The sequence below is a fragment of the Corynebacterium sp. MSK218 genome (assembly GCF_030232655.1).
GTDB lineage: Bacteria > Actinomycetota > Actinomycetes > Mycobacteriales > Mycobacteriaceae > Corynebacterium.
Genome location: NZ_JASPGN010000006.1, coordinates 127,633 through 147,517, shown reverse-complemented (window position 1 = coordinate 147,517; position 19,885 = coordinate 127,633). Strand labels below are relative to the sequence as shown.

Below are 19,885 nucleotides of genomic sequence, written 5' to 3'. Positions count from 1 at the left end.
GTCGGGGTTTACTCACTCTCTCATTACCGGACTAAGCGCCGGCGGGCTGCACTCTCTCTGCTGCAAGGGGGCGGCGAAGAGGGGGCTGTTTTAGAACAGACCCTCAGCCTTCTTACCGGTGTCCTTCACGGTGATCTCGCGGGAGTCAACGTTCTGGTCGTTGTCGGTGGAGTTGTCGCCCTTCAGACGGGAAATCTGGGTGACCTCGATGTAGTTCTTGATGCGGCCTTCCTTGGTGTTGCCGTCGCCGAAGTCCAGGTTGGCAACGCGAGCGGACTCGCCAGCGTTAATCGGGTTAGCCAGGGTGACCTCGAAGGAGCGGGTGGAGGTCTTCTCGTCGAAGCCCAGGTCACGGATGTGAGCACCGTTGGAGGAACGCGGGGTGATGAGGCGGTCAACGCCCTTCGGGCCCTCAGCGGTCTTCACGTCAACGCGGTACTGAACAGCCGGGTAGTCGCCGTAGTAGCGCTCGGTACCAACGTTCTCCAGGCGGAGAGCAACGGTGCCAGCGAAACCAGCGTGCTTTGCACCGGAGGTGGACAGAACCGGCTTGAGGTCGAGCTTCTGGTCAGCCTTGGTAGCCTCGCCCTTGTCAACCTTGTCCTGCAGCTTCTTGTCGGCTTCTTCTTCCTTCTTGCCTTCAGCCTCGGATACGGCGCGCTCCTCCGGAGCAACCTCGTTGTCCTTCAGAACCTCAGCGTCAGCCTCTGGGGACTTCTCCTCCTCAACAACCTTCGGGTCGTTGACGTCGGTGGTGTTCTGAGCGTTCTTGTTCGGAGCGTAGGAGTCAGCGATGTCGTCGTAGAGCTTGACGCGAACTTCGTTCTTCATCGGCTGCATAGCGGACCAGAAGGTCGGGGTGGACCAGGTGCCGTTCGGCTTGCAGTACTGCTGGGTACCGGTCATGTTCAGAACGCGGAAGCCGTAGGTAGCCTCACCGGTGTGGTTCGGCGGAACGTCGTACGGGCCGATGGACTGGCCAGCTTCCCAAGACAGGGAGTAGGAAGCGGAAGCGCCGAGCTTGGTGGCAATCTGGTGGGAGACGCCGAAAGAACCTTCAGCACCCTTGCCGGAGCCCTTGCCGCCCATGTTCATGGAGGTGGTCTCGGTGCGGTCACCGTTGACGGACAGGGTGATGGACTGGGACTTGGACAGATTCTGCTGCAGCGGAATGTCCTTCTTGGTCTGGTTGGTGGTGGAGATGGTGCCAGCCGGCATGAAGTTGTCGGTCACCTTGTAGACCACGGTGCGGTGGTCCTCCCACGGGTTACATACCGGACGCGGGTTGAGGACGTTGGCCTTCATGTGGTCGGAACCGTGGGAAGTGTGAACGATGGGGAGCTTGGCGTTGACAGCCGGGGTCTCCGGGTAGGACTCGGTGTGGGTTGCTGCGGATGCAGCCGGTGCGATGAGGGCGGTGCCTGCAATCGCGAGGCCGGCCACGAGGCCAGCGGTACGACGACGCATGGTCATGATTGTTCTCCTGGATGAAAATGTTTGGGGCAATGTGGTGACGCACTGTGGTTGCGCTGTGCTGCGCTGTATTGCTCAGTGTGTGACGAGAAGCCACTTTAAGGGGGGCTTTCAGGATCCCGCATCCTGAGGATTGTTAATATTTTTGGGCTGCAAAGCAAATATCGATAGGGTGACACGCAGGTGAACAATTGGCTAAGAAAATTGCGTTTACCTTGGTCTTGTCATCTAGACCGTATTCTGGGGAAACGTCTTCTTGACCGTTTGGACATCAACTAAAGTTTGACCCAATCAGGGGGTAAAAAAGGTTCAAAGAGAGCGGCTGGGAAGTTACTTTTCATGCCGCAAGGTGCAAGCAAAATTGCAGTTTTTGACACTCTCTGCTTAAAACATGCTGAAGTTAACGTCGTCTAGTCCTCTTCGATTTCTGGATCCTCAGCGCGCGCTTGCTCAAAAACCTCAGCTGCTGCGCGCAGGTTGATAGCGCCAATGAGAATTCCCACCACGATGTCCGGCCAGGGGCTTACCCACACCATCATGAGAAGACCCGCGCCGATAATGAGGATGTTGGCGGCCACGTCATTGCGGGCCGCTAGCCATGCGCCGCGTGTCAGGGCGCCTCCATGGCGTAGCTGAATGAGTAGTACCGCGCACACGAGGTTGATGACCATGGCTGCGATGGCGGTGCCCGACAGGGCAAGCGGCTCGGGCACGGCACCGTTGATAATTTTCCATATCGCCATGCCAAACGACGCCACCGCAGGAATCAGAATCAGCCCTGCAAGGCCGTAGCTCGCTTTTCGACGCCCCTCCGCCGACCACCTCAGTGCCGCGAGCACCAGCGCGTTAATGAGGAAGTCTTCGAGGAAATCAGCTGCGTCAGCAAACAGCGACGCTGAGCCGATGATGCAGGCGATGATGAACTCGCCAAAGAAGCCAATGAGGTTTAGTGCTGCAACCCACGCGACGATGCGGCGGGCGCGCTGATCCAAGGTGGACGATGAGAGCTCTTGAGACACAACTCTCGAGCCTACTTGGCTGGGGCTTACGGCCTAACGGTCGCCCCTCGATCTAGTCCGCCGTGGCAGGTGGCGCTGCGCGAAAGAGGCAGAGAAGCACCAGCGCCGCGCCTTTGGGTTGGGTGACGTCCAAGCCGGTGGCTGTGGTGACGTGGTGGAGGCGGTTGATGACCGTGTTGCGGTGGCAGTGGAGGGCTTCAGCGGTGTCTTTGATGGAGCCGGTGTCGAGGTAGGTCGTGAGGGTGTCGTAGACCGGAGGGTTGGTGCTGCGCAGTGTCGCGATGGCTTCCGTGGCCTGGGTAATGGGGCTTCCTTCGAAGCCAGCGATGGCATCGCCGGCCACGGCCCAGAGGAGATCGGATACGTCGACGAGGTGGGGGAGTGTGCCGGCAGCGGCGAAGAGGCGTGGGGCTTGGCGGGCGGCGGCGCGGACGCCGGCCAGGCCCTTTACTGTGGGGAAGCGCACGCCGGGGATCGCGGCAAGCTCATCGCGGTTTACGGTGGGCCCTGCGGGTGTTCCTGCAGGCCAAAAGGCCACGAACATGCCGCGCGTGCCGTGGCCGAAGGCGGTGCCGGAGGCGATGGGGGCGTCGAGAAGCGCGCGTAATTCCACAGCGGCGGTGGGGTGTGCGATGACGACGTGGAAGTGGGTATCTGCGACCACGTCGAGGGCGCGGGCGATCTCGGTGACTCCGAGTGGGTCAAGGTCGTCGGCGGCGAGGAGGCGCTCCAAGTGGCGCGCATGGGCCAGGCGCACGTCATGCTGGCCGCGGGCTTCCTCCACGCGGTAAGCATCGCGCACCATAAGGTTGTACAACGTCACAACGGAATGCAGGTGGGCCACGTGCTCAATTAGGGTGGATTGATCCGCTCCGGCGGCCTCGCGCAGGCGGGCCCAGAGGACGTCGAAGTCGAGCTGGATGGCGTCGATAAGCGAGGCCAACTCCACTCCCTGCCTTGCGCGCCGCCGGCCCAGATTCTGCGCGTGAGTGCGCAACTCCGACTTGTCCATGGCGCCTACCAGCACTTCTGTAATCCGAGCAAAGACTTCGAAGGCTGTCAGGCGCAGCTCATCCTCGCTCACGAGCGAATCGCCATAGCGGCCAGCCGCGGTGAAAGCAGTGAGAAAATCCTCCACTAATCGGGGGATATCGCTATGGACCTCTGCGACAATCTCACGCCACCGCTCCTCGTGCATATGCACAACCTTACACCGCTGAGGGTAGGACAACGCCCTACCCTTGCGGCACGCGTCACGGCGCACATTAGTATGTGGTGAACAACACAAGGAGGTCTCATGATTACGCTCATCGATAACGCCCACATTCTTACCCAGGACCCCGCCCACCCAGTGGCGAGTGCAGTGGCTTTTGCTCACGGCCGTATCCTCGCGCTGGATGATGCCGCACGCGCTCTCCCTGCGGATACGACGTGGGATGCCGGCGGGCGAACCTTGACCCCGGGATTTAACGATGCGCACTCGCACACCGTGTGGTTTGGGCAAACGCTGCTCGAGGTGGACCTCTCTCAGGTCGCCACGCCTGACGACGTCTACTCTGCCCTCACCAGTGCCGAGCCCACCCCGGATGGCTGGATCATTGCCTCTGGTTTTAGGCCCTCGGGTCTGGATGCTGCGGTGACTATTGCGGAGCTGGACCGCGCCACACACGGCAAGCCACTGCTCATCAAACACAATTCGGGGCATGCCTACACGGTGAATACTGCATCCTTGCGTGCAGCGGGCATCGACCCGGCCAACCCGCCAGAGGTGGAGGGCGGTGAATTCGTCCGCGATGATGAGGGCCACTGCACCGGACTGGTCGATGAAAACGCCATGCGCGCCATTCAGAACGTCACGCTTCCGGAATCCGGGGAGGAGATTGCGCGCGCCTTGGAGCTGGCCACGCGCCGCTATCTCGAGCGCGGGCTCACCTCAGTGACGGATGCCGGCGTGGCGGGTGGCTGGATCGGCCACAGCCCGCGTGAAATCGCGGCCTACCAGAACGCCACGCTGCATACGCGCATGCAGATCATGGTGACCATGGATGTCCTCCACAAGATTGAGGGCCATGAATCGGATGGGCCCGGATGGGGACTCGATGGTGGTTTACGCACCGGCTTTGGTGATGAATGGCTACAGATTGGCCCTGTCAAGATGTTCAGTGATGGCTCCATCCTCGGCACCACCGCTGCGCTGACGGAAGAGTATGCCTGCTGCCAGCACCACGGCTACTTCCAGGGAGATCCTGAGCAGATGCGCGAGCGCGCCCTCAAGGCTGCGGCTTCTGGCTGGTCCCTGGCGATTCATGCCATCGGGGATGCGGCCGTGGACTTTGCGATTGAGACCCTAGAGATGGCCGTGGAGAAAAATGGCATTCCGGCTATGCCGCACCGCATTGAGCACGGCGGTATTGTGCGCCCAGATCAAATTGAGCGCCTGCGCGGACAACCCATCGTGGTGGTGCCGCAGCCGCTGTTCATCTCGACGTTTGGTGATGCGATGGCAAAGGCGCTGGGTCCGAAACGTGCGGCGTGGAGCTATCCGGGCAAGCGGCTTCTCGCCGCCGACCTCATCCTCCCCGGCAGCTCCGATCAACCCGTGGCTCCCGGCGTGCCGCTCGACGTTATGAAAGCCTCCATCGAACGCCGCACTGAGACCGGCCAGGACTTTGGACCCGACGACCGCCTCACGCCTGCCGAAGCGCTCTATGCCTACACCGCCGGTTCCGCTGCAGCAACAGGCTGGGCAGGCCGAAAAGGCCAGGTTATTCCAGGACAGCTTGCGGATTTTGTGCTGCTGTCCGCCGACCCACTGACGACTGATCTATCCACCATCGACGTGGCCGCCACCATCGTGGGCGGCGAGCTGCGCTACGGAAGCTTCTAAGGAGAAAAGCGATGCGAGCAACCACTGATGAACAGTTTCTAGCCGATTTCCAGGCCATGTCCGCCAACGGCGCCACCCCCGGCGGCGGCGTGGAGCGCCAGGCCGCCAGCGAGGGCGACAACCTCAACCGTGCCTGGTTCCACGAGGTCCTCGAATCCCTTGGCGCGCGTGTCATCTACGACGAGATTGGCAACCAATACGGGCTCTTCGAACTTAACCCCGGCGCTGAGTTCGTCGGCTTAGGCTCGCACTTAGATTCCCAACCTTTGGCCGGCCGCTTCGACGGTGCCTATGGCGTGCTTGCGGCAGCGCATGCAGCCGGCCGCGTGGCCCAGTCGGGTATGGACGCGCGCTTTAACCTTGCGGTCATCAACTGGTTCAATGAGGAAGGCTCACGCTTCGCGCCGTCCATGATGGGAAGTTCTGTATTCACCGGAACGCTCGCGCTTGCCGACGCCCACTCGGTCACCGACCTCGCCGGCGTCACCGTCGCCGAAGCGCAGGAGGCCGCAGGCTGGGCTCCGCGCGGCGAGGCGCCCACGCTGGCCTCCTATGCGGAGATCCACGTCGAGCAAGGCAAAGAGCTCGAAGCCAACGGCAACACCATCGGGCTGGTCACCGCCACGTGGGGAGCAAAGAAGTTCCAAGCGATGGTCTCCGGCGAACAAGGCCATACCGGCTCTACCCTCATGGCGGATAGGAAAGACGCCCTTTTTGGTGCCTCCCTCATCATCGCGGAGGTAGAGCGTCTTACCCACGAATTCCCCGAAGGCCAGCTGCAGGCTTCGGTCTCCCAGCTCACGCTGGAACCGAACTCACCGGTAACCATTGCCCGCGAGGTGCGCTTCAACATCGATGTACGCTCACCCTCCACTGAAGTTCTTGATACTGCTTACAAGCGCCTGCAGGAGATCATCTCCGCCGCGGAGCAAGAATCCCGCACCTCAGTAGAGCTGACCCCGACCCACGAGTGGGCATTGAACCCTTACCCAGCCGAAGGCGTGGCACTGGCGCGTGACGTTGTTGAAGAGCGTGGCTACCCCTACCAAGAGATCTATACGGTGGCCGGTCATGACTCGACCAACCTCAAGGAGATGGTGCCAACGGTGATGCTCTTCATCCCGTCTGTTGACGGCATCTCTCACAATGAGAAGGAGTTCACCACTGAGGCTGACTGCCTAGCGGGCCTCGACGTGTTTACCCACGTGGCACAGCGCCTTGTCACCACCGGGTGCGCGGAAGAGTAAGCCAACGGTAGCGAGAGCTGGGAGGACTAGTCGTCATCACTCCAGTTCTCATAACCGAAGGCGGTTAGCGCGATCTCAAACCCGCGCTTCATCGCTTCGAGCTCTTCTTCACTGACCTCATAGGTGCGCAGACGCGCTGGGCCGGTGAGTGGTACGTGAAGCAGGAACTGACGGCCCTCTTCGGTGATATCACACAGGCGGCGACGAAGGTCCGCGGGGTCATCGACAAGAGAAATAAGGTCATCGCGCACCAACCGCTTCACCGCTTGACCAATGGTGGCCGGCTGCCAGCCTAACTCCTTACGCAGCTGCAGAATCGGGATGGGACCCTTCTTATCGATGAGCCGGAGAAGATTGAGATGGGAACCGGAGATGCCGTATTCACGGCGTGCTTCCGCATCAAACCGCGCGCGGGCTCGCTCTAGCCTGCGCCACTCTGCAATAGTCTCCGAAACCTTTTCGCTATCAGCCACGCGATTAAGCGTAAGAGTTTTAGACTGGTGGCCGCAACCGGTTTTCATAGGCAGCACTAATAGTCGCTTTGAGCCCCATTGAGGGTGTTCAACTTGCCCTTCGCGACCCCCTCGGCGGATTGAAGGCCGCACGATGGGGGTAGCGAATCGAATTTCTTCGGGGTATTCGCTACAACATTGTCAGTCAGTTGTGGGCAAGAAAAATCCCAGATGGTCACGAATTTCTTCTGGTTCCGCGCACGTAGGTTGAGCATTCTTTCTCTTTCGTCCACGGGGGTATAAAGCGAAATTTCTACGAAGCGACAGATGGATGTGACTATCGTTAATGTCGGTCAAATCTTGGCTCCCTAGTATTCGAATCCCTATAGGAGATACTCATGAAGATTTCTCGTTCCCTAGTCGCAGCTGCCCTGTCCGGCGCCCTCGTTCTTGGTGGCACCACCGCCGCAATCGCTCAGATCCCGGAGTCCGCTGACAGCACTGTCGTGTCACTTCCGGCTTCCATTGAGGTTGACGGCGTCACCTACTACAAGGACATGACCGCCGAAGAGGGTAAGGGTGACTACAAGTCCGCAGACGGAAAGCAGACCCTGCCTTACCTGGCGGTGAAGGTTATTGTCGAAAACCGTCAGGCAGCCGAGGAGCAGGAATCTGAGTCCTCCAGCTCTGAGGAGGCGACCACCACTGCTTCCGAGTCTGAGAAGACTTCCGAGCCGAAGGAGACCACCTCCGCTAAGGCAACCACCTCCGAGAAGGCCACCACCTCCGCTAAGGCATCCGAGAGCGCTTCCGCTACCAAGTCCTCCGAGACTTCTGCGTCCGCTACCACCACCAAGTCCTCTGACTCCTCCACGACGGCTTCCGCAACGACTACTCCTTCTTCTTCCAAGTCTGCTGAGCCGACCCCGTCCAAGGACAAGAAGAGCTCCGCTCGCGACGCTCTGTCCTCCAAGGACGGTAAGCCGACCCCGCTGGCTATCTTCGGCATCGTTGCTGGCGTTCTGGCCGCTGTCGCTGCTGCCTTCCCGGTAATCGCCAAGACCCTGAACCTGAACATCAAGCTCCCTTTCTAAAATAGGAAGCTCCTAGGTTCCTAGGTTCCTGCGCCCCTGCCTCATTGAACTGAGGCGGGGGCTTTGCCGATCCTGGGTCGGCGGGGAGGACGGGTCGATGGTGGTCGCCCCTGAAACAAAACTTCAGCGCCCGGGCCACACACGAAGGGGGCCACGAGCGCTGAAGTCTCTCTATCTCTCTCTGTGTGCGTTCTCTCCAACGCACGAAACTCAGTATGCAACTTTTTTATTAAAAATGCTCGTTCGTGGCCGGGATGGGTAGAGTGTGTGAGCTGTGTGTTCCCTGCAAGTGAACGATTGTGCAGGTAAGGGCTATTGAGGCTGCGGGGCATAAGGATGGGGAGTTGTCCCCGGGGTTAGAAACGGGGGTAAGGCAGACCTAAGGTAATCTCGGGAGCCATGAGAATAGGAATCATCGGCGCTGGTATTTCCGGTCTTGCACTAGGGGCAGCCCTTCACCGCCACGGTATAGACGTGCAAATTTACGAACGTCACCCGCGAGTTCGCAGCGGCGGCGCCGGCATCACCCTCGCCCCGAACGGCCTAGCCGCTCTCGATGCTCTAGGTATTGGGGCGGGCTTCCGTGAACTCCAAGAAAACCAAGTCCCCTTACAGGGTGGATTGCGTAGGCCGCAGGGAAACTGGCTAACGAACATCCCGGCCGAGATTACCAAGGCCTCACTTGCGCTCGATCGATCCGAGCTCCACGCGCTGCTCTTAGAGGATATTCCCGGGGCGCGTATTCACACGTCCGCCGATTCCGTGCACGTTGACGCGGGCTCCGGCGTCGTCAGCTTCGCCGACGGCTCACAGGAACAGTTCGACGTGGTGATTGGGGCAGACGGGATCCGCAGCTCGGTACGCCGCAGCTGCTTCAACGACCCCGGAATCAGCTACGCAGGCTACAACGCGTGGCGGGCAATCAGCGAAGCCCCAGCTCTGAACGTTGGCTTCGAAACCTGGGGCGTGGGCGCTCGATTTGGAGCCGTCCCGCTTCACAACGGTCGCGTCTACTGGTTCGCTGTCCTCTCCGGGCCGGAAGCTCAGCCAAGCGAGACCGGCCTGAGCCAGTTGAGGGACACCTTCGGTCAGTGGCATGAACCCATTCCTGCCTTGCTTCACTCGACGCCGGAGGAGTCGATCCAGTACCTGCCGATCCAGGAGTTGGCGTCTCCCCTGCCGAGTTACCACATCGGCAAGGTGGTGTTGGTGGGCGATGCGGCCCACGCAATGACCCCGAACCTTGGGCAGGGGGCATGCCAGGGTCTTGAGGATGCCGCAGTTCTTGCCGCGCTTCTTCAGAACGGCAATGTGGATTTCGGGGCTTACGACGAGCACCGTCTCCGCCGAAGCCAGAACATTGCGCGTCGATCCGGGCTCGTTGGGCGCACTGTTCACACCGGTGGTGCTCGGATAGCAGCAGCGCGCAATTGGGTGCTCCAACGTATGCCGGATGCAGCTACTAACCGACAAGTGCAGGCGGTTACCAGCTGGGAAATGCCCGCGTTGTAGAGCAATTGTAGGCTGAGCCAGGTTTAGAAGTCATCGATGATGAGCTTCTTCATCTGCATCATGTAGGCGAACGCGTCGGGTCGCAGCAGAAGCTCTTCCGTGGTGGCAAGGATCATTGCAGCGACTATCGACCATGTCATCGCCCAACGCGTGGTACGCCGCTACTCCATCGCGCAGCCTCGCACTGATGCTGGGCGCACCATCTACACACTTGCGCTGAAACTGACCCAGAGCACCACCTCGGACGAAGCAGCAGTATGGGGGTGCACAACTGCACGAACTCTCCACGATCTACCGTTCCTGGATGGACGAGAAAACGACACAGATTTGGCCCTTAACCCGAAAACGTCGACGAGCCCCCAGGGAATTAGGGGGCTCGTCGGCGTCTCTATCAAGTCCCTCCGTATATCGGCTTAAGCCGCCCTCCGGAGGGGGAGGGGTTCTCTCTCTCGCATGCGCTCTCTCAAACGCACAAGAATGAGTATGGCGGGCCGTGCTGGCATCGCCATGGACTCAGCCTGGCAATCGTCTGTACGTCTTTTCTAGTCGAACTTTGCTGGGCGCTTCTCCAAGAAAGCCATGACACCTTCCTTGTGCCCAGCAGAGGTCATCTGGGCGTACTGCGTGGGCTCTTCCCACGTCAGCTGCTCGTCCAGCTGACTTAACGCAGTGCGGTTGATGGCCTCCTTAGCCTTGGTCAGAGCATCGCGCGGAGCAATGTGCAGGCGCTCGACTACCTTGAGTGCGGCTCCCAGGGCCTGGCCTTGGGGCGCGCGCTTAGCGACGATTCCTGCCTCTGCAGCCTCCTCAACCCCCAGCTTGTCCTGCAGCAGGGACAGCGCGAGCGCCCGATGACGGCCTAGTGAGGCGACAGCAGTCAAGCTCACACCGCCGTCGGGGATGAGGCCAATCTTTCCAAAGGGCAGCGTGAAGTAAGATTCCTCGCCGGCCACGATGAGATCGCAGGCAAAAGCCAGCGAGGCGCCGGCACCGGCGGCAGCGCCCTCAACGGCAGCAATGACGGACACCTCAGCCGTCTGAATCGCGGAGATGAGGGCGTTGAGCTGCGGCAGCATCGTCGACTCGGCTGGGTTGGGGGCCTCGTCCGATTGCTGTGCTTCAGCCGCAGTCTGGGCCGCCGCCACGATGTCTGCACCCGCGCAGAAGGCGGTCTCATCACCGGTGATGATGAGGGCGCGGATGGAGGGGTCTTGGGAGGCGTCGGAAAGCGCGGCAGACAGTGCCACGCAGTGCTCCTTGGCTATGGCATTGCGGCGCGAGGAGTTGTTGATCTGGGCAATGAGGGCAGAACCTTCACGGCGGGTCAGGATGGCTTCGGTCATGGGTTAGTCCTTAACAAGCGTGGTGAGGGAGGAGATGATGCGCTCGGCGTCGGCAGTGATGCGGGAGACGATGTCGGCACACGAGGCAACGTCGCGGATAAGCCCCTGCGAGGTGCCACAGGTCCACACGCCGGCATCCAGGTCACCGGTTTCGTAGACTGCGCGGCCGCGCTTGCCGGCGACGAGGTGGCGGATATCGCCAAACTCCGCGCCCTGGGCCAGGCGCTCGGCAACCTCATCACTGACGGCGTTCTTGGCCACACGGGTGGAATTGCGTAGCTCGCGGAGAATCAGCTGGGTATCGAGCTCGGAGCGCTCCACGATGGCCTGCTTGACGTTCTCATGCACCGGCGCTTCGGTGGACGCAACGAAGCGGGTGCCCATGTTGATGCCCTCGGCGCCCAAGGCGAGTGCGGCGGCCAAACCGCGACCATCAGCGAAACCACCGGAGGCGATGATGGGGATATTCAGCTGGTCCGCAGCCGCCGGAATGAGGACGAGGCCCGGGATGTCATCTTCGCCGGGGTGGCCAGCGCATTCGAAGCCATCGATGCTGACGATGTCCACGCCGACCTTCTGGGCGCTGAGCGCATGGCGCACCGAGGTGCACTTGTGGATGACGGTGACACCAGCGTCCTTGAAGGCCGGCATGTGGTCCTTCGGGTTATTGCCAGCGGTTTCGGCAATCTTTATACCTTCCTCGATGATGACGTCGCGGTATTCCGCGTAAGGCGGCGGGGTAATCGCCGGCAGCATGGTGAGGTTGACGCCGAAAGGCTTGTCAGTAAGTTCGCGGGCGCGGCGGATCTCCTGACGCAGATCTTCTGGGGTGGGCTGGGTCAGTGCCGTAATGACGCCGAGGCCGCCGGCATTGGATACGGCCGCGGCGAGCTCGGCGCGGCCGACCCACTGCATGCCGCCTTGGACGATGGGGTGCTCGATGCCAAGCATGTCAGTAACGCGGGTGGAAATCATGTCTAACTCCTTAGGTGAATGGCTATTCGGAATAATGGGCGCTCATGCGCTTTGTAAGGTCCTCGGGGAGGGGGATGGGGCGGCGCCGTGAGACGTCGATAAGCACCAGCGTCGCCGTGGCAAAGACACAGGATTTCCCGTCCTGGATGAGCTCGTGGGAGACCTGGTAGGACGTATTTCCAATGCGCGAGACCCACACGCGCGCCTCGATGGAATCGGCATAGGTGAGCTCGGCGTCATAGACCACCTCGAGGGATCGGACCACGTGAGCGTAGGTATCCGTGGAGAAAGGCCCGGTGAGATCTTTGGCGGCGCGAACACGAGCTTCTTCGATGAGGGTGACCATCGTGGCGTTGTTGACGTGGGCATTCGCGTCCTGGTCGGACCACCTCAGGGCGAGGGTTACCGGTATGGCGTTGGCGGGGGCGCGCATTCATCCTCCTTGAAAGGTAAAGTGTTGCGTATCACTATACATACGAATTGTGGTTCGTAAATCTAATTGAGAGGAGAGTGCCATGACAACGGATCTGCTCGGCATTGAATCCCTGTTGACCGATGAGGAAAAGGCCACGCGGGATCGGGTGGCTGCGCTGGTCAACGAGCACATTCGGCCCCACATTGCCCAGTGGTACGAGGATGCCGTCTTGCCAGAAACCATCTTCCCGGTACTTGCGGAGGCCGGTCTGTTTGGCATGCACCTCGAGGGCTACGGCTGCGCTGGGCGCTCCGCAGTGGAGTACGGGTTGGCCATGCAGGAATTGGAAGCAGGCGACTCAGGCCTGCGCACGGTGGTCTCCGTGCAGGGTTCGCTGGCGATGTCAGCGATTTACAAGCACGGCTCCGAAGAGCAGAAGCAGGAGTGGCTTCCCGCAATGGCCGCGGGTGATGTTATTGGTTGCTTTGGGCTAACAGAGCCGACTGCGGGCTCGGACCCGGCGGGCATGGCGACGGTGGCGCGCTACCGCTCGGGCGAGTGGGTACTCGATGGCGCCAAGCGTTGGATTGGCCTGGCGAGCGTGGCCACAGTGGCCATCATCTGGGCCAAGGTAGCTGAGGAGGATGCTGCCGCTGCCGGCGTGGAGCCCGGTGTGCGCGGCTTCATCGTGCCGACGTCCACACCGGGGTTTACAGCGACCCCGATTACGAACAAGTTGTCCATGCGTGCGTCCATTCAGTGCGATATTGAACTGGAAGGGGTTACCCTGTCTGCGGATGCACTGCTGCCCAAGCATCCAGGTCTGAAGGGGCCGTTCATGTGCCTCAACGAAGCCCGCTTCGGCATCAGCTTTGGTGCATTGGGGGCGGCACGTGATTCACTCGAAGCCGCCCTGGCATACGCGAAGGAGCGCACACAATTTGACCGCTCCTTGGCGTCCTTTCAGCTGACGCAGAAGAAGCTCGTTGACATGGCAGTGGAGCTCAACAAGGGCCAGCTTCTCGCTCTTCAGCTTGGTCGCGCCAAAGATGCGGGCACGCTGGAGCCTTATCAGATTTCCGTGGGCAAGCTGGCCAATTGCCGCACGGCCATCGAGATTTGCCGCGAGGCCCCCACCATCCTCGGCGGCAACGGCATCACCACGGACTACTCGCCGCTGCGCCACGCTGCGAACCTGGAATCAGTGCGCACCTATGAGGGCACCGATGAGATCCACACGCTGATCCTGGGCCGCGTGCTGACGGGGGAGCAGGCGTTTAGTTAGTTGGTCGGGTCTGGGCTGTTGAACCATGAAAGGTGGTTCCTGCAGGTTTGGTAAATGGTCCCAACAGTGTGGTCCTTCTACTTTGGTCCTTCATCCCAGATGGGGGACCATTTGTGCGCCAGAAAACAGGGAAAGATGGTCCCTTCACTCTGATGTGGGACCAAAGTAAAGGGACCATCTAAAAACAGCGGAAACGAGGAGTGCTGCGAACCTGCTGTCCGCTAGGGTGCGCTGGCTAGCTCCTCTTGTCCTTCGTCTTCGGGGCGTTGGGATCGATGGGGCGGCCATCGACATCCACATCGTTGAGCTCGGCCAGCTCCGTGAAGTCCGCCTGGGCATCGGCGAAGCCTTCATCCGGATCGATTTCGTCGAAGTTACGAATGGTGCCGTCGCGCTCGTCCTTGAACAAGTCCTTGCCGTAGATAACCAAGACCATGATGATGCCGGCGGCAAAGCCCCAGGCTGCGCCTTGGGTAGCGAGGACACCAGCAGTAACGCCTGCAATGCCAAGATCCTTCTGATTCTTGGCCTCCATGATGCCCACGCGCACAGATACGAAGCCCTGGATGATGAGCGTCAGAGCCAAGCCGACCGGGAGGATGGGCTCAACAAATGAGGTAATAGGTAGCAGGAGAAGGCCCACGTTGGTACCCCAACGGAAGGAACCTGCACCGCCAAAGATGGAGCGCATGGCGCGCTTGCCCTGCTTGTAGCGCTCCACAATAACCACGTGCATGGCGGCCCACAGCGGACCACACATGGCGACATCGGGGCCAATGATGGACATCAGAATGTTGCGGCCGCCAAAGAGCAGGTGGGCGCGGGATGGGCTGTAGACCACGGCTTCATCAGTACGCACATGGTCAGCTTCCTTGAGCACAGCGTTGGCTTGCAGGACGTCACCGAAGACGACGATATAGGCGGCCAGCACCGTCGGGATAGCGGTGAGGAACATGTGCGTCGGTGGCAGGCCCACACCGAACACCGTGTACTCAGACCACAGCGTCATAAAGTCCGGCTTGGAGAAGCCCCACTCCACGTCCGGCCAAGGAGCCTCACCGGCGAGTGGGGCGACGAAGACCGCGATGAAGATTGCCGGCAAGATGCCGAGGGATGCTAGGAAACGCCACCCAGAGGCCTTCTGTCGCAGGGACTGGAATCCACGGGAGTACATGAGGAAGAAGGCCACGGCCACTGCGATGGTGATGGTGATGGGGAAGGAGTGGAAGCGACCGTCGTCTTTGAAGACCGAGATAATGGCGGCAATACCGGCGCCCAGCACGATTCCCGATCGCAGGCCTGATGGAATGAGGCGAACGACCTTCGATGCTAATCCTGTTGCGCCGAGCGTTAAGGAGAATATGCCCAGCATGAGCTGGAAACTAATGAGCGCCCAGACGCGCTGTTCGCCTTCTGGGAAGGTCTGGATGTAGACGGTCAGCAGTGGGATGGCTGGAGTAATCCAGCCGGGAACCACAGGGTCACCGAGCAAGTGGTGAGTGAGGTACAGCAAACCGTTGAGGATGACCACGGCCAATGCTGCTTCGTAAGGCATGCCGAGGGCCTCTGTCATCAATGGGATAGCACCCAGATCGACCACGCACATGAAAAGACCTTGTGCGAAGTCGGGCCACTCCATGCGGTAGTGAACGAAGGGAAGACGGACATCAAAGGGCCCCATCTTCCAGTGCGGTGAAGCTTGACCAATACCCTGATCTTCGGGCTCGGCAGCTACGTTGGTTTCGGCCATAGTGGCCTCCTTTCAAAGGGCTAAAGCCCCGCGCGCAGTGGCGCGGGGCTCAGAGGGGGCAGGGAGGATTAGTCGAACTCGATGATCTGGCGCAGGGCCACGCCATCGGAGAGGCGATCCATTGCGGTGTTGATGTCTTCGAGCTTGATGTGGTCAGAGATGAGGGCCTCAGCGTTGAGCTTGCCTTCGCGCCACAGCTGCTCGTACTTCGGGATGTCCTTCGATGGAACGGAGGAGCCTAGGTAGCAGCCATGGAGGCGGCGGGCTTCGGCGGTCATGATGAGCGGATCGATAGTGATGGTGGAGCCCGGTGCAGGCAGGCCCACGGTCACGGTCAAGCCGCCTGGCGCGGTGACCTTGTAGGCAGTCTCTAGTGCCTTCGGGTGGCCGGCGGCCTCAACCACAGCAGTGAACTTCTTACCGGACTCTTCTGCCTCCTGCGGGGTCATGGCAGAGGTAGCGCCGATCTCGATGGCCTTCTCGCACTTATCCTTCTGCATGTCGATGCCCACGATCTCCTTCACACCGAGTGCAGCAGCAGTGATGATGGCGGCCATCCCCACACCGCCGAGGCCGACGACCGCAATGCTGTCCTCCGGCTGCGGATCGATCTCGTTGAGGATGGCGCCGCCGCCGGTGAGGATGGCGCAGCCAAGGATGGCGGCGATGTCTGCCGGGACATCAGAGCCGACGGGTACCACAGACAGTTCGGAGACAACTGCGTGGGTAGCGAAGCCAGAGACACCGAGGTGGTGCTGGATGGTCTCACCGTTGCGAGTAAGGTGACGGGTGCCGCGAATCAGGGTGCCTTCATTGTTGGTCTTGGAGCCAACCTCACACGGCATCTTGCCGTCGGTCTTACAACCAGCGCACTCGCCACAGCGAGGCAGGAAGGTCATGACGACGTGGTCGCCGACCTTGACATTGGTGACACCAGGGCCGATTTTCTCGACGATGCCAGCGGATTCGTGCCCCAGCAGCATCGGAAGTGGGCGCGGGCGGTTGTTGTTGACCACGGAAAGGTCAGAGTGGCACAGGCCGGCAGCGGTGATCTTGACCAGGATCTCGCCCTCGCCGGGGCCGGTGAGCTCAAGTTCGCTTACAGTGATGGGCTTCGAGTCGGCGTAGGGGCGCTCGTCGCCAGAGCGCTCCAAGACGGCGCCGCGAATGGTGAGAGTGTCAGACATGGTTACCTCCAAACGTGGGATGAGCTAATGTCTCGAAATCTACGTCACTAGCTCGGCGTGGAAGGCACAATGACATGTGGGAAACTACACCGTAGTGCGAAGTTGGTGTGGATTGATCTATCCACGTAGGGAATGGGCACGCAGTGCAAGGAACACGTCGAGACCGCGCTGGCCGACGGCCCAGTCCTCACCCATCAACGACACAATCCGGTCCAAGCGCTGACGCACGGTATTGGGGTGAATGAACATGATGCGCGCAGTCTGCGGGATGCTGTGGCCGGACAACAGGTACTGGTGAGCAGTGCTAGCGAGCTCGGTGGAATTCTCTTCGTCGTAGCAAAGGAGTGGGGCAATGGTGTGCGTAGAAAGCAGCTCGAGGGCATGCGGGTCTGCTCCCAAGATGAGCCCCACTGTGCCCAGGGTCGATTCAGTGACGAGCTGTCCGCGCAGGCCGAGTGCGATGGCAGAGTCAAGGTAGGCCATAGCCGAATCATGGGCGCTGCGTGCAGAATCCACCCCGCTAAAACCAATGGCCGATAGAGCGAGGTCAGGATAGGTCTTAAGTAAGGAAGCAAGAGCCTTTTCGATGGCTCTTTCCGGCTGATACAGTACGCACACGTGTTGGTCATGATGCGTAATGGCGGCATGACCAGGCAGGAGGTGCTCTAGCTGTGGGCGAGTTGGCAGGCCCTTCTCGGAGTTTAAACCGAGGAAGTAGAGCTGAGTTGATGCCGTGAGGCTGATGCCCGTGAGGTGTCGTAGGCGGGCTATTTCCTCGCGTCCAGCGTTGCCGAGTGCTACGGCGTAGACGAGGTCGTCGACTTTGCGCGCGGTGGCGTCGACAAGCGCTTCGGCGAACAACGCGATGGAGGTAAACGCCGCGGAGGCATGGCTGATGACGCGGAGTTCGGTATCACTCAGCTCCTTGTCCACACCGATTGTGCCCAGTTCACGGCCATTAAACTCCACAGGGAACGTGCTGGCCGGGGGAGTATCCGGGGTGTCTTCCGTGGTCCATAGCGTCACTGGCGCGTCGAGGCTCTTAGTTAGCACGCGTTCGAGTTCCTCGAAGCTGGCGTTGTTCATAAGCACGTGGAGCAGCTGCGTGTTGACCTCATTGAGCCACTGAAGCTCTTCGATATGACGGCTCAGCGCTATCTGGGAGCGGGTCAGCTCCGCTACGGACTTGCCCTGGCTCTCAATGACCTGTGCATTCTCCAGTGCTACGGAGGTGATAGAGCCGAGCACCTCCAGGGCTGCGATTTCCTCGTGCGTGTAGTGGCGTGGGTGCCGATCACCCACGAGGAGCGCTCCGATGGTTGTGCCGCCGATGCGAATCGGGGCCCCGAGGATGCCCCGAATGCCTTCCGCTTGCACCGCACGGTCGACGTAGTCCACATGAGTGACATCAGGATCAGCCGAATGATCATAGGTCCACGCTGGGCGGTTGGTGGCGGCCACAATGCCGAGGATTCCCGAACCCATCGGCATGTTGATGGTGCGGAATTCCTCGGTGACCACACCGCTGGTCGCCAGCACCTTGGTGAAACCGGTGTCCTCATCGTTGAGGCTGAGGTAGCCAACATCGGTTCCGATAGTGGTGCGCGCATGCCGCACGATAGCTTGGAGAATGTCAGTTGAATCGCGGCCAGCGTTGAGCATGTGGGAGACGTCGAGAAGCTTCGTCGACATCACGCGCCATGTGTGGTTGGCGCGCATCGTCTCTTCCACAGCTCGCAGCGCGCTCAGCTCCTCGGCCGCCAGTTGCTCGCGCAGCTCGTCGGGGACACGGGTGCCGCTGGCGAGGTGGAAGAGGACGGGGCCGAGGAGAGACATGCCTACAGCTTATTAGGGTTAGACCTTCTTCTTGGTACGCGGACCGGGCTTTTTCGCACGCGGGATGGGCTTGCCCGTAATGAGTGCGTGCAGCTTTCCGTCACCAATCTGCATTTCTTCCGGGAGGTCCGCAGAGTCGACCTCGGTCATGATTTCCCTAATGAAGTCAGATTCAGGGATGGAGGAATTGCGGGCGATGGCGGTGAGCTCCTGCATCTCTTCGTCGGAGAGGTGGTTGTCATTCTCAAAGCGTTTCTTGAGCAGCTCGCGTGCACGGCGGCGTAGGTCCGCTTCAGACTGCAGGTCCTTGCGGTTCTTGAGCCAGGCAAAGCCGATGATGAACATGATGGCGATGCCCATGTAGCCCAGAATCGGGTAGACCCAGCCGATGAGGTTGGAGAAGCCAATGAAGGAAAGGACGAAGCCGATGAGCACGGAGATGACGTAGACCTTGTAGAAGTGCTGTGGCTTGCCACGGGTCAGGCGCTTAGCAAAGGCGTAGAACATGCCGATGGCGGTGTTATAAATCATGCCGTAGATAGCAACGGACATGGCAAAGCCAAGCCATGGATGGATCTGCTCAATCATGGCCAAAGTCGGCATTTCGGCCTCAGTGATCGGGCCCACGGAAACGTAGAGGCCGCCGACTAGGACTGCCAGCAGGAACAGGAAGCACAGGCCGCCGAGAATGCCACCGTAGCCCACTTCCTTGGCATCGAGGAAGTTGCCGCCGATGACGATCATCATGGAGACCACCACGATGACGTTCAGGCCCAAGTTGTTGATAGCGGAGACCCACCAATTCGGAAGCGTGGTGGGAATGTTCTGCGCCTGCTCGTTGAGATGCGACCAATCAGGGTTGGACGTCAACACGGTGTAGACGGTGCCGATGGTCAGCAGGACGATGATGAACGGGGTGATAGCGCCGATGGCGATAGTCACCTTGTCCACGTCAAGCCGACCAGTCAGCAACGTGAGGACCAGCATGAGGATCGCGCCGATCCATACCGGCCAGCCCCACTGTTGATTGAGGTTGGTGCCGGCGCCGGCAAACATGGCAAAGCCGATGCAGAAGAGACAGGTCAGCGTGGCGACATCGAGGATCTTCGACACGATGGGGGTGGACACCGCATTGAACACGGAGGTGTGCTCCTTGGCGCGGTGATAAGAACCTAATTGAAGAATGGTGATGCCGGAAATAGTCATGGCGAGGGCTGTGACGATGGCGCCGACAACACCCATGTTGCCGAAGGCAACGAAGTACTGGAGGGCCTCGCGTCCCGAGGCAAAGGACGCACCTGCGAGCACGCCGATAAAGGCCATCGCGATGCCGAATGAGCGCTTGAGCATGATAAACCTAACTGTTAAAGGATTGAAACTTTTGCTTATGCGAACGGGGCAGGCTGCCTT

General features: G+C 60.3%; 16 protein-coding genes and 1 pseudogene. 6 read left to right on the top strand and 11 right to left on the bottom strand.

Features of this window, described 5'->3' with window-relative positions; translation table 11 throughout:
• Positions 1-90: 90 nt before the first annotated feature.
• From QP922_RS06670 to QP922_RS06660, 3 genes are all read right to left on the bottom strand, one after another.
• Positions 91-1,473 (bottom strand): hypothetical protein, encoded by a 1,383-nt coding sequence (locus QP922_RS06670; RefSeq protein WP_284808490.1) that lies wholly within the window; start codon positions 1,471-1,473, stop codon positions 91-93.
• Positions 1,474-1,883: 410 nt separating this feature from the next.
• Positions 1,884-2,492, bottom strand: coding sequence for a cation efflux transmembrane domain-containing protein (locus QP922_RS06665; RefSeq protein WP_284808488.1), 609 nt, complete (start codon positions 2,490-2,492; stop codon positions 1,884-1,886).
• A gap of 52 nt (positions 2,493-2,544) precedes the next feature.
• Positions 2,545-3,690, bottom strand: coding sequence for an RsbRD N-terminal domain-containing protein (locus QP922_RS06660; protein WP_284808487.1), 1,146 nt, complete (start codon positions 3,688-3,690; stop codon positions 2,545-2,547).
• Between the two features lie 99 nt (positions 3,691-3,789).
• On the opposite strand from QP922_RS06660, the gene QP922_RS06655 reads away from it, so the two are divergent.
• Both QP922_RS06655 and QP922_RS06650 read left to right on the top strand, forming a co-directional pair.
• Positions 3,790-5,379 carry an amidohydrolase gene (locus QP922_RS06655; protein WP_284808486.1) on the top strand — a complete coding sequence of 530 codons (1,590 nt, stop codon included), beginning with the start codon at positions 3,790-3,792 and terminating at the stop codon, positions 5,377-5,379.
• Positions 5,380-5,390: 11 nt separating this feature from the next.
• Positions 5,391-6,626, top strand: a complete 1,236-nt coding sequence (locus QP922_RS06650; RefSeq protein WP_284808484.1) for a M20 family metallo-hydrolase — start codon at positions 5,391-5,393, stop codon at positions 6,624-6,626.
• A 26-nt stretch (positions 6,627-6,652) separates the two neighbouring features.
• On the opposite strand, the gene QP922_RS06645 is transcribed toward QP922_RS06650, so the two are convergent.
• On the bottom strand, positions 6,653-7,099 hold the full coding sequence (locus QP922_RS06645) for a MarR family winged helix-turn-helix transcriptional regulator (RefSeq protein WP_284808482.1): 447 nt from the start codon (positions 7,097-7,099) through the stop codon (positions 6,653-6,655).
• Between the two features lie 377 nt (positions 7,100-7,476).
• Here QP922_RS06645 and QP922_RS06640 point away from each other — a divergent pair, with 377 nt between their 5' ends.
• The 3 genes and pseudogenes from QP922_RS06640 to QP922_RS06630 form a co-directional block, all read left to right on the top strand.
• Positions 7,477-8,172, top strand: a complete 696-nt coding sequence (locus tag QP922_RS06640) for a hypothetical protein (RefSeq protein ID WP_284808480.1) — start codon at positions 7,477-7,479, stop codon at positions 8,170-8,172.
• Positions 8,173-8,571: 399 nt separating this feature from the next.
• Positions 8,572-9,684: an FAD-dependent monooxygenase gene (locus QP922_RS06635; protein ID WP_284808478.1), complete on the top strand. Its 1,113-nt coding sequence runs from the start codon at positions 8,572-8,574 to the stop codon at positions 9,682-9,684.
• Between the two features lie 135 nt (positions 9,685-9,819).
• A pseudogene (locus tag QP922_RS06630) lies at positions 9,820-10,024 on the top strand (IS256 family transposase); the annotation flags it as partial.
• A 202-nt stretch (positions 10,025-10,226) separates the two neighbouring features.
• On the opposite strand, the gene QP922_RS06625 reads toward QP922_RS06630, so the two are convergent.
• The 3 genes from QP922_RS06625 to QP922_RS06615 are packed head-to-tail and all read right to left on the bottom strand — an operon-like array spanning position 10,227 to position 12,435.
• The gene (locus tag QP922_RS06625; protein ID WP_284808476.1) at positions 10,227-11,027 is read right to left on the bottom strand and encodes an enoyl-CoA hydratase-related protein; all 801 of its coding nucleotides are present in this window, start codon (positions 11,025-11,027) and stop codon (positions 10,227-10,229) included.
• A gap of 3 nt (positions 11,028-11,030) precedes the next feature.
• On the bottom strand, positions 11,031-12,035 hold the full coding sequence (locus tag QP922_RS06620; protein WP_284808557.1) for an NAD(P)H-dependent flavin oxidoreductase: 1,005 nt from the start codon (positions 12,033-12,035) through the stop codon (positions 11,031-11,033).
• Positions 12,025-12,435, bottom strand: coding sequence for an acyl-CoA thioesterase (locus QP922_RS06615; protein ID WP_284808475.1), 411 nt, complete (start codon positions 12,433-12,435; stop codon positions 12,025-12,027). Before QP922_RS06615 ends, QP922_RS06620 begins: the two co-directional genes overlap by 11 nt.
• An 82-nt stretch (positions 12,436-12,517) precedes the next feature.
• Between QP922_RS06615 and QP922_RS06610 the strand changes: the two genes are divergently transcribed.
• The gene (locus QP922_RS06610) at positions 12,518-13,702 is read left to right on the top strand and encodes an acyl-CoA dehydrogenase family protein (RefSeq protein ID WP_284808472.1); all 1,185 of its coding nucleotides are present in this window, start codon (positions 12,518-12,520) and stop codon (positions 13,700-13,702) included.
• A 235-nt stretch (positions 13,703-13,937) separates the two neighbouring features.
• Here QP922_RS06610 and QP922_RS06605 read toward each other — a convergent pair whose 3' ends face one another.
• From QP922_RS06605 to QP922_RS06590, 4 genes are all read right to left on the bottom strand, one after another.
• Positions 13,938-15,452, bottom strand: coding sequence for a permease family protein (locus tag QP922_RS06605; RefSeq protein WP_284808470.1), 1,515 nt, complete (start codon positions 15,450-15,452; stop codon positions 13,938-13,940).
• A gap of 68 nt (positions 15,453-15,520) precedes the next feature.
• Positions 15,521-16,639, bottom strand: a complete 1,119-nt coding sequence (locus tag QP922_RS06600) for an alcohol dehydrogenase catalytic domain-containing protein (RefSeq protein ID WP_284808469.1) — start codon at positions 16,637-16,639, stop codon at positions 15,521-15,523.
• Positions 16,640-16,756: 117 nt separating this feature from the next.
• Complete coding sequence (locus QP922_RS06595) at positions 16,757-18,475, bottom strand: helix-turn-helix domain-containing protein (protein WP_284808467.1); 1,719 nt, start codon at positions 18,473-18,475, stop codon at positions 16,757-16,759.
• Between the two features lie 18 nt (positions 18,476-18,493).
• The gene (locus QP922_RS06590) at positions 18,494-19,825 is read right to left on the bottom strand and encodes a YkvI family membrane protein (RefSeq protein WP_284808466.1); all 1,332 of its coding nucleotides are present in this window, start codon (positions 19,823-19,825) and stop codon (positions 18,494-18,496) included.
• Between the last annotated feature and the right edge of the window lie 60 nt (positions 19,826-19,885).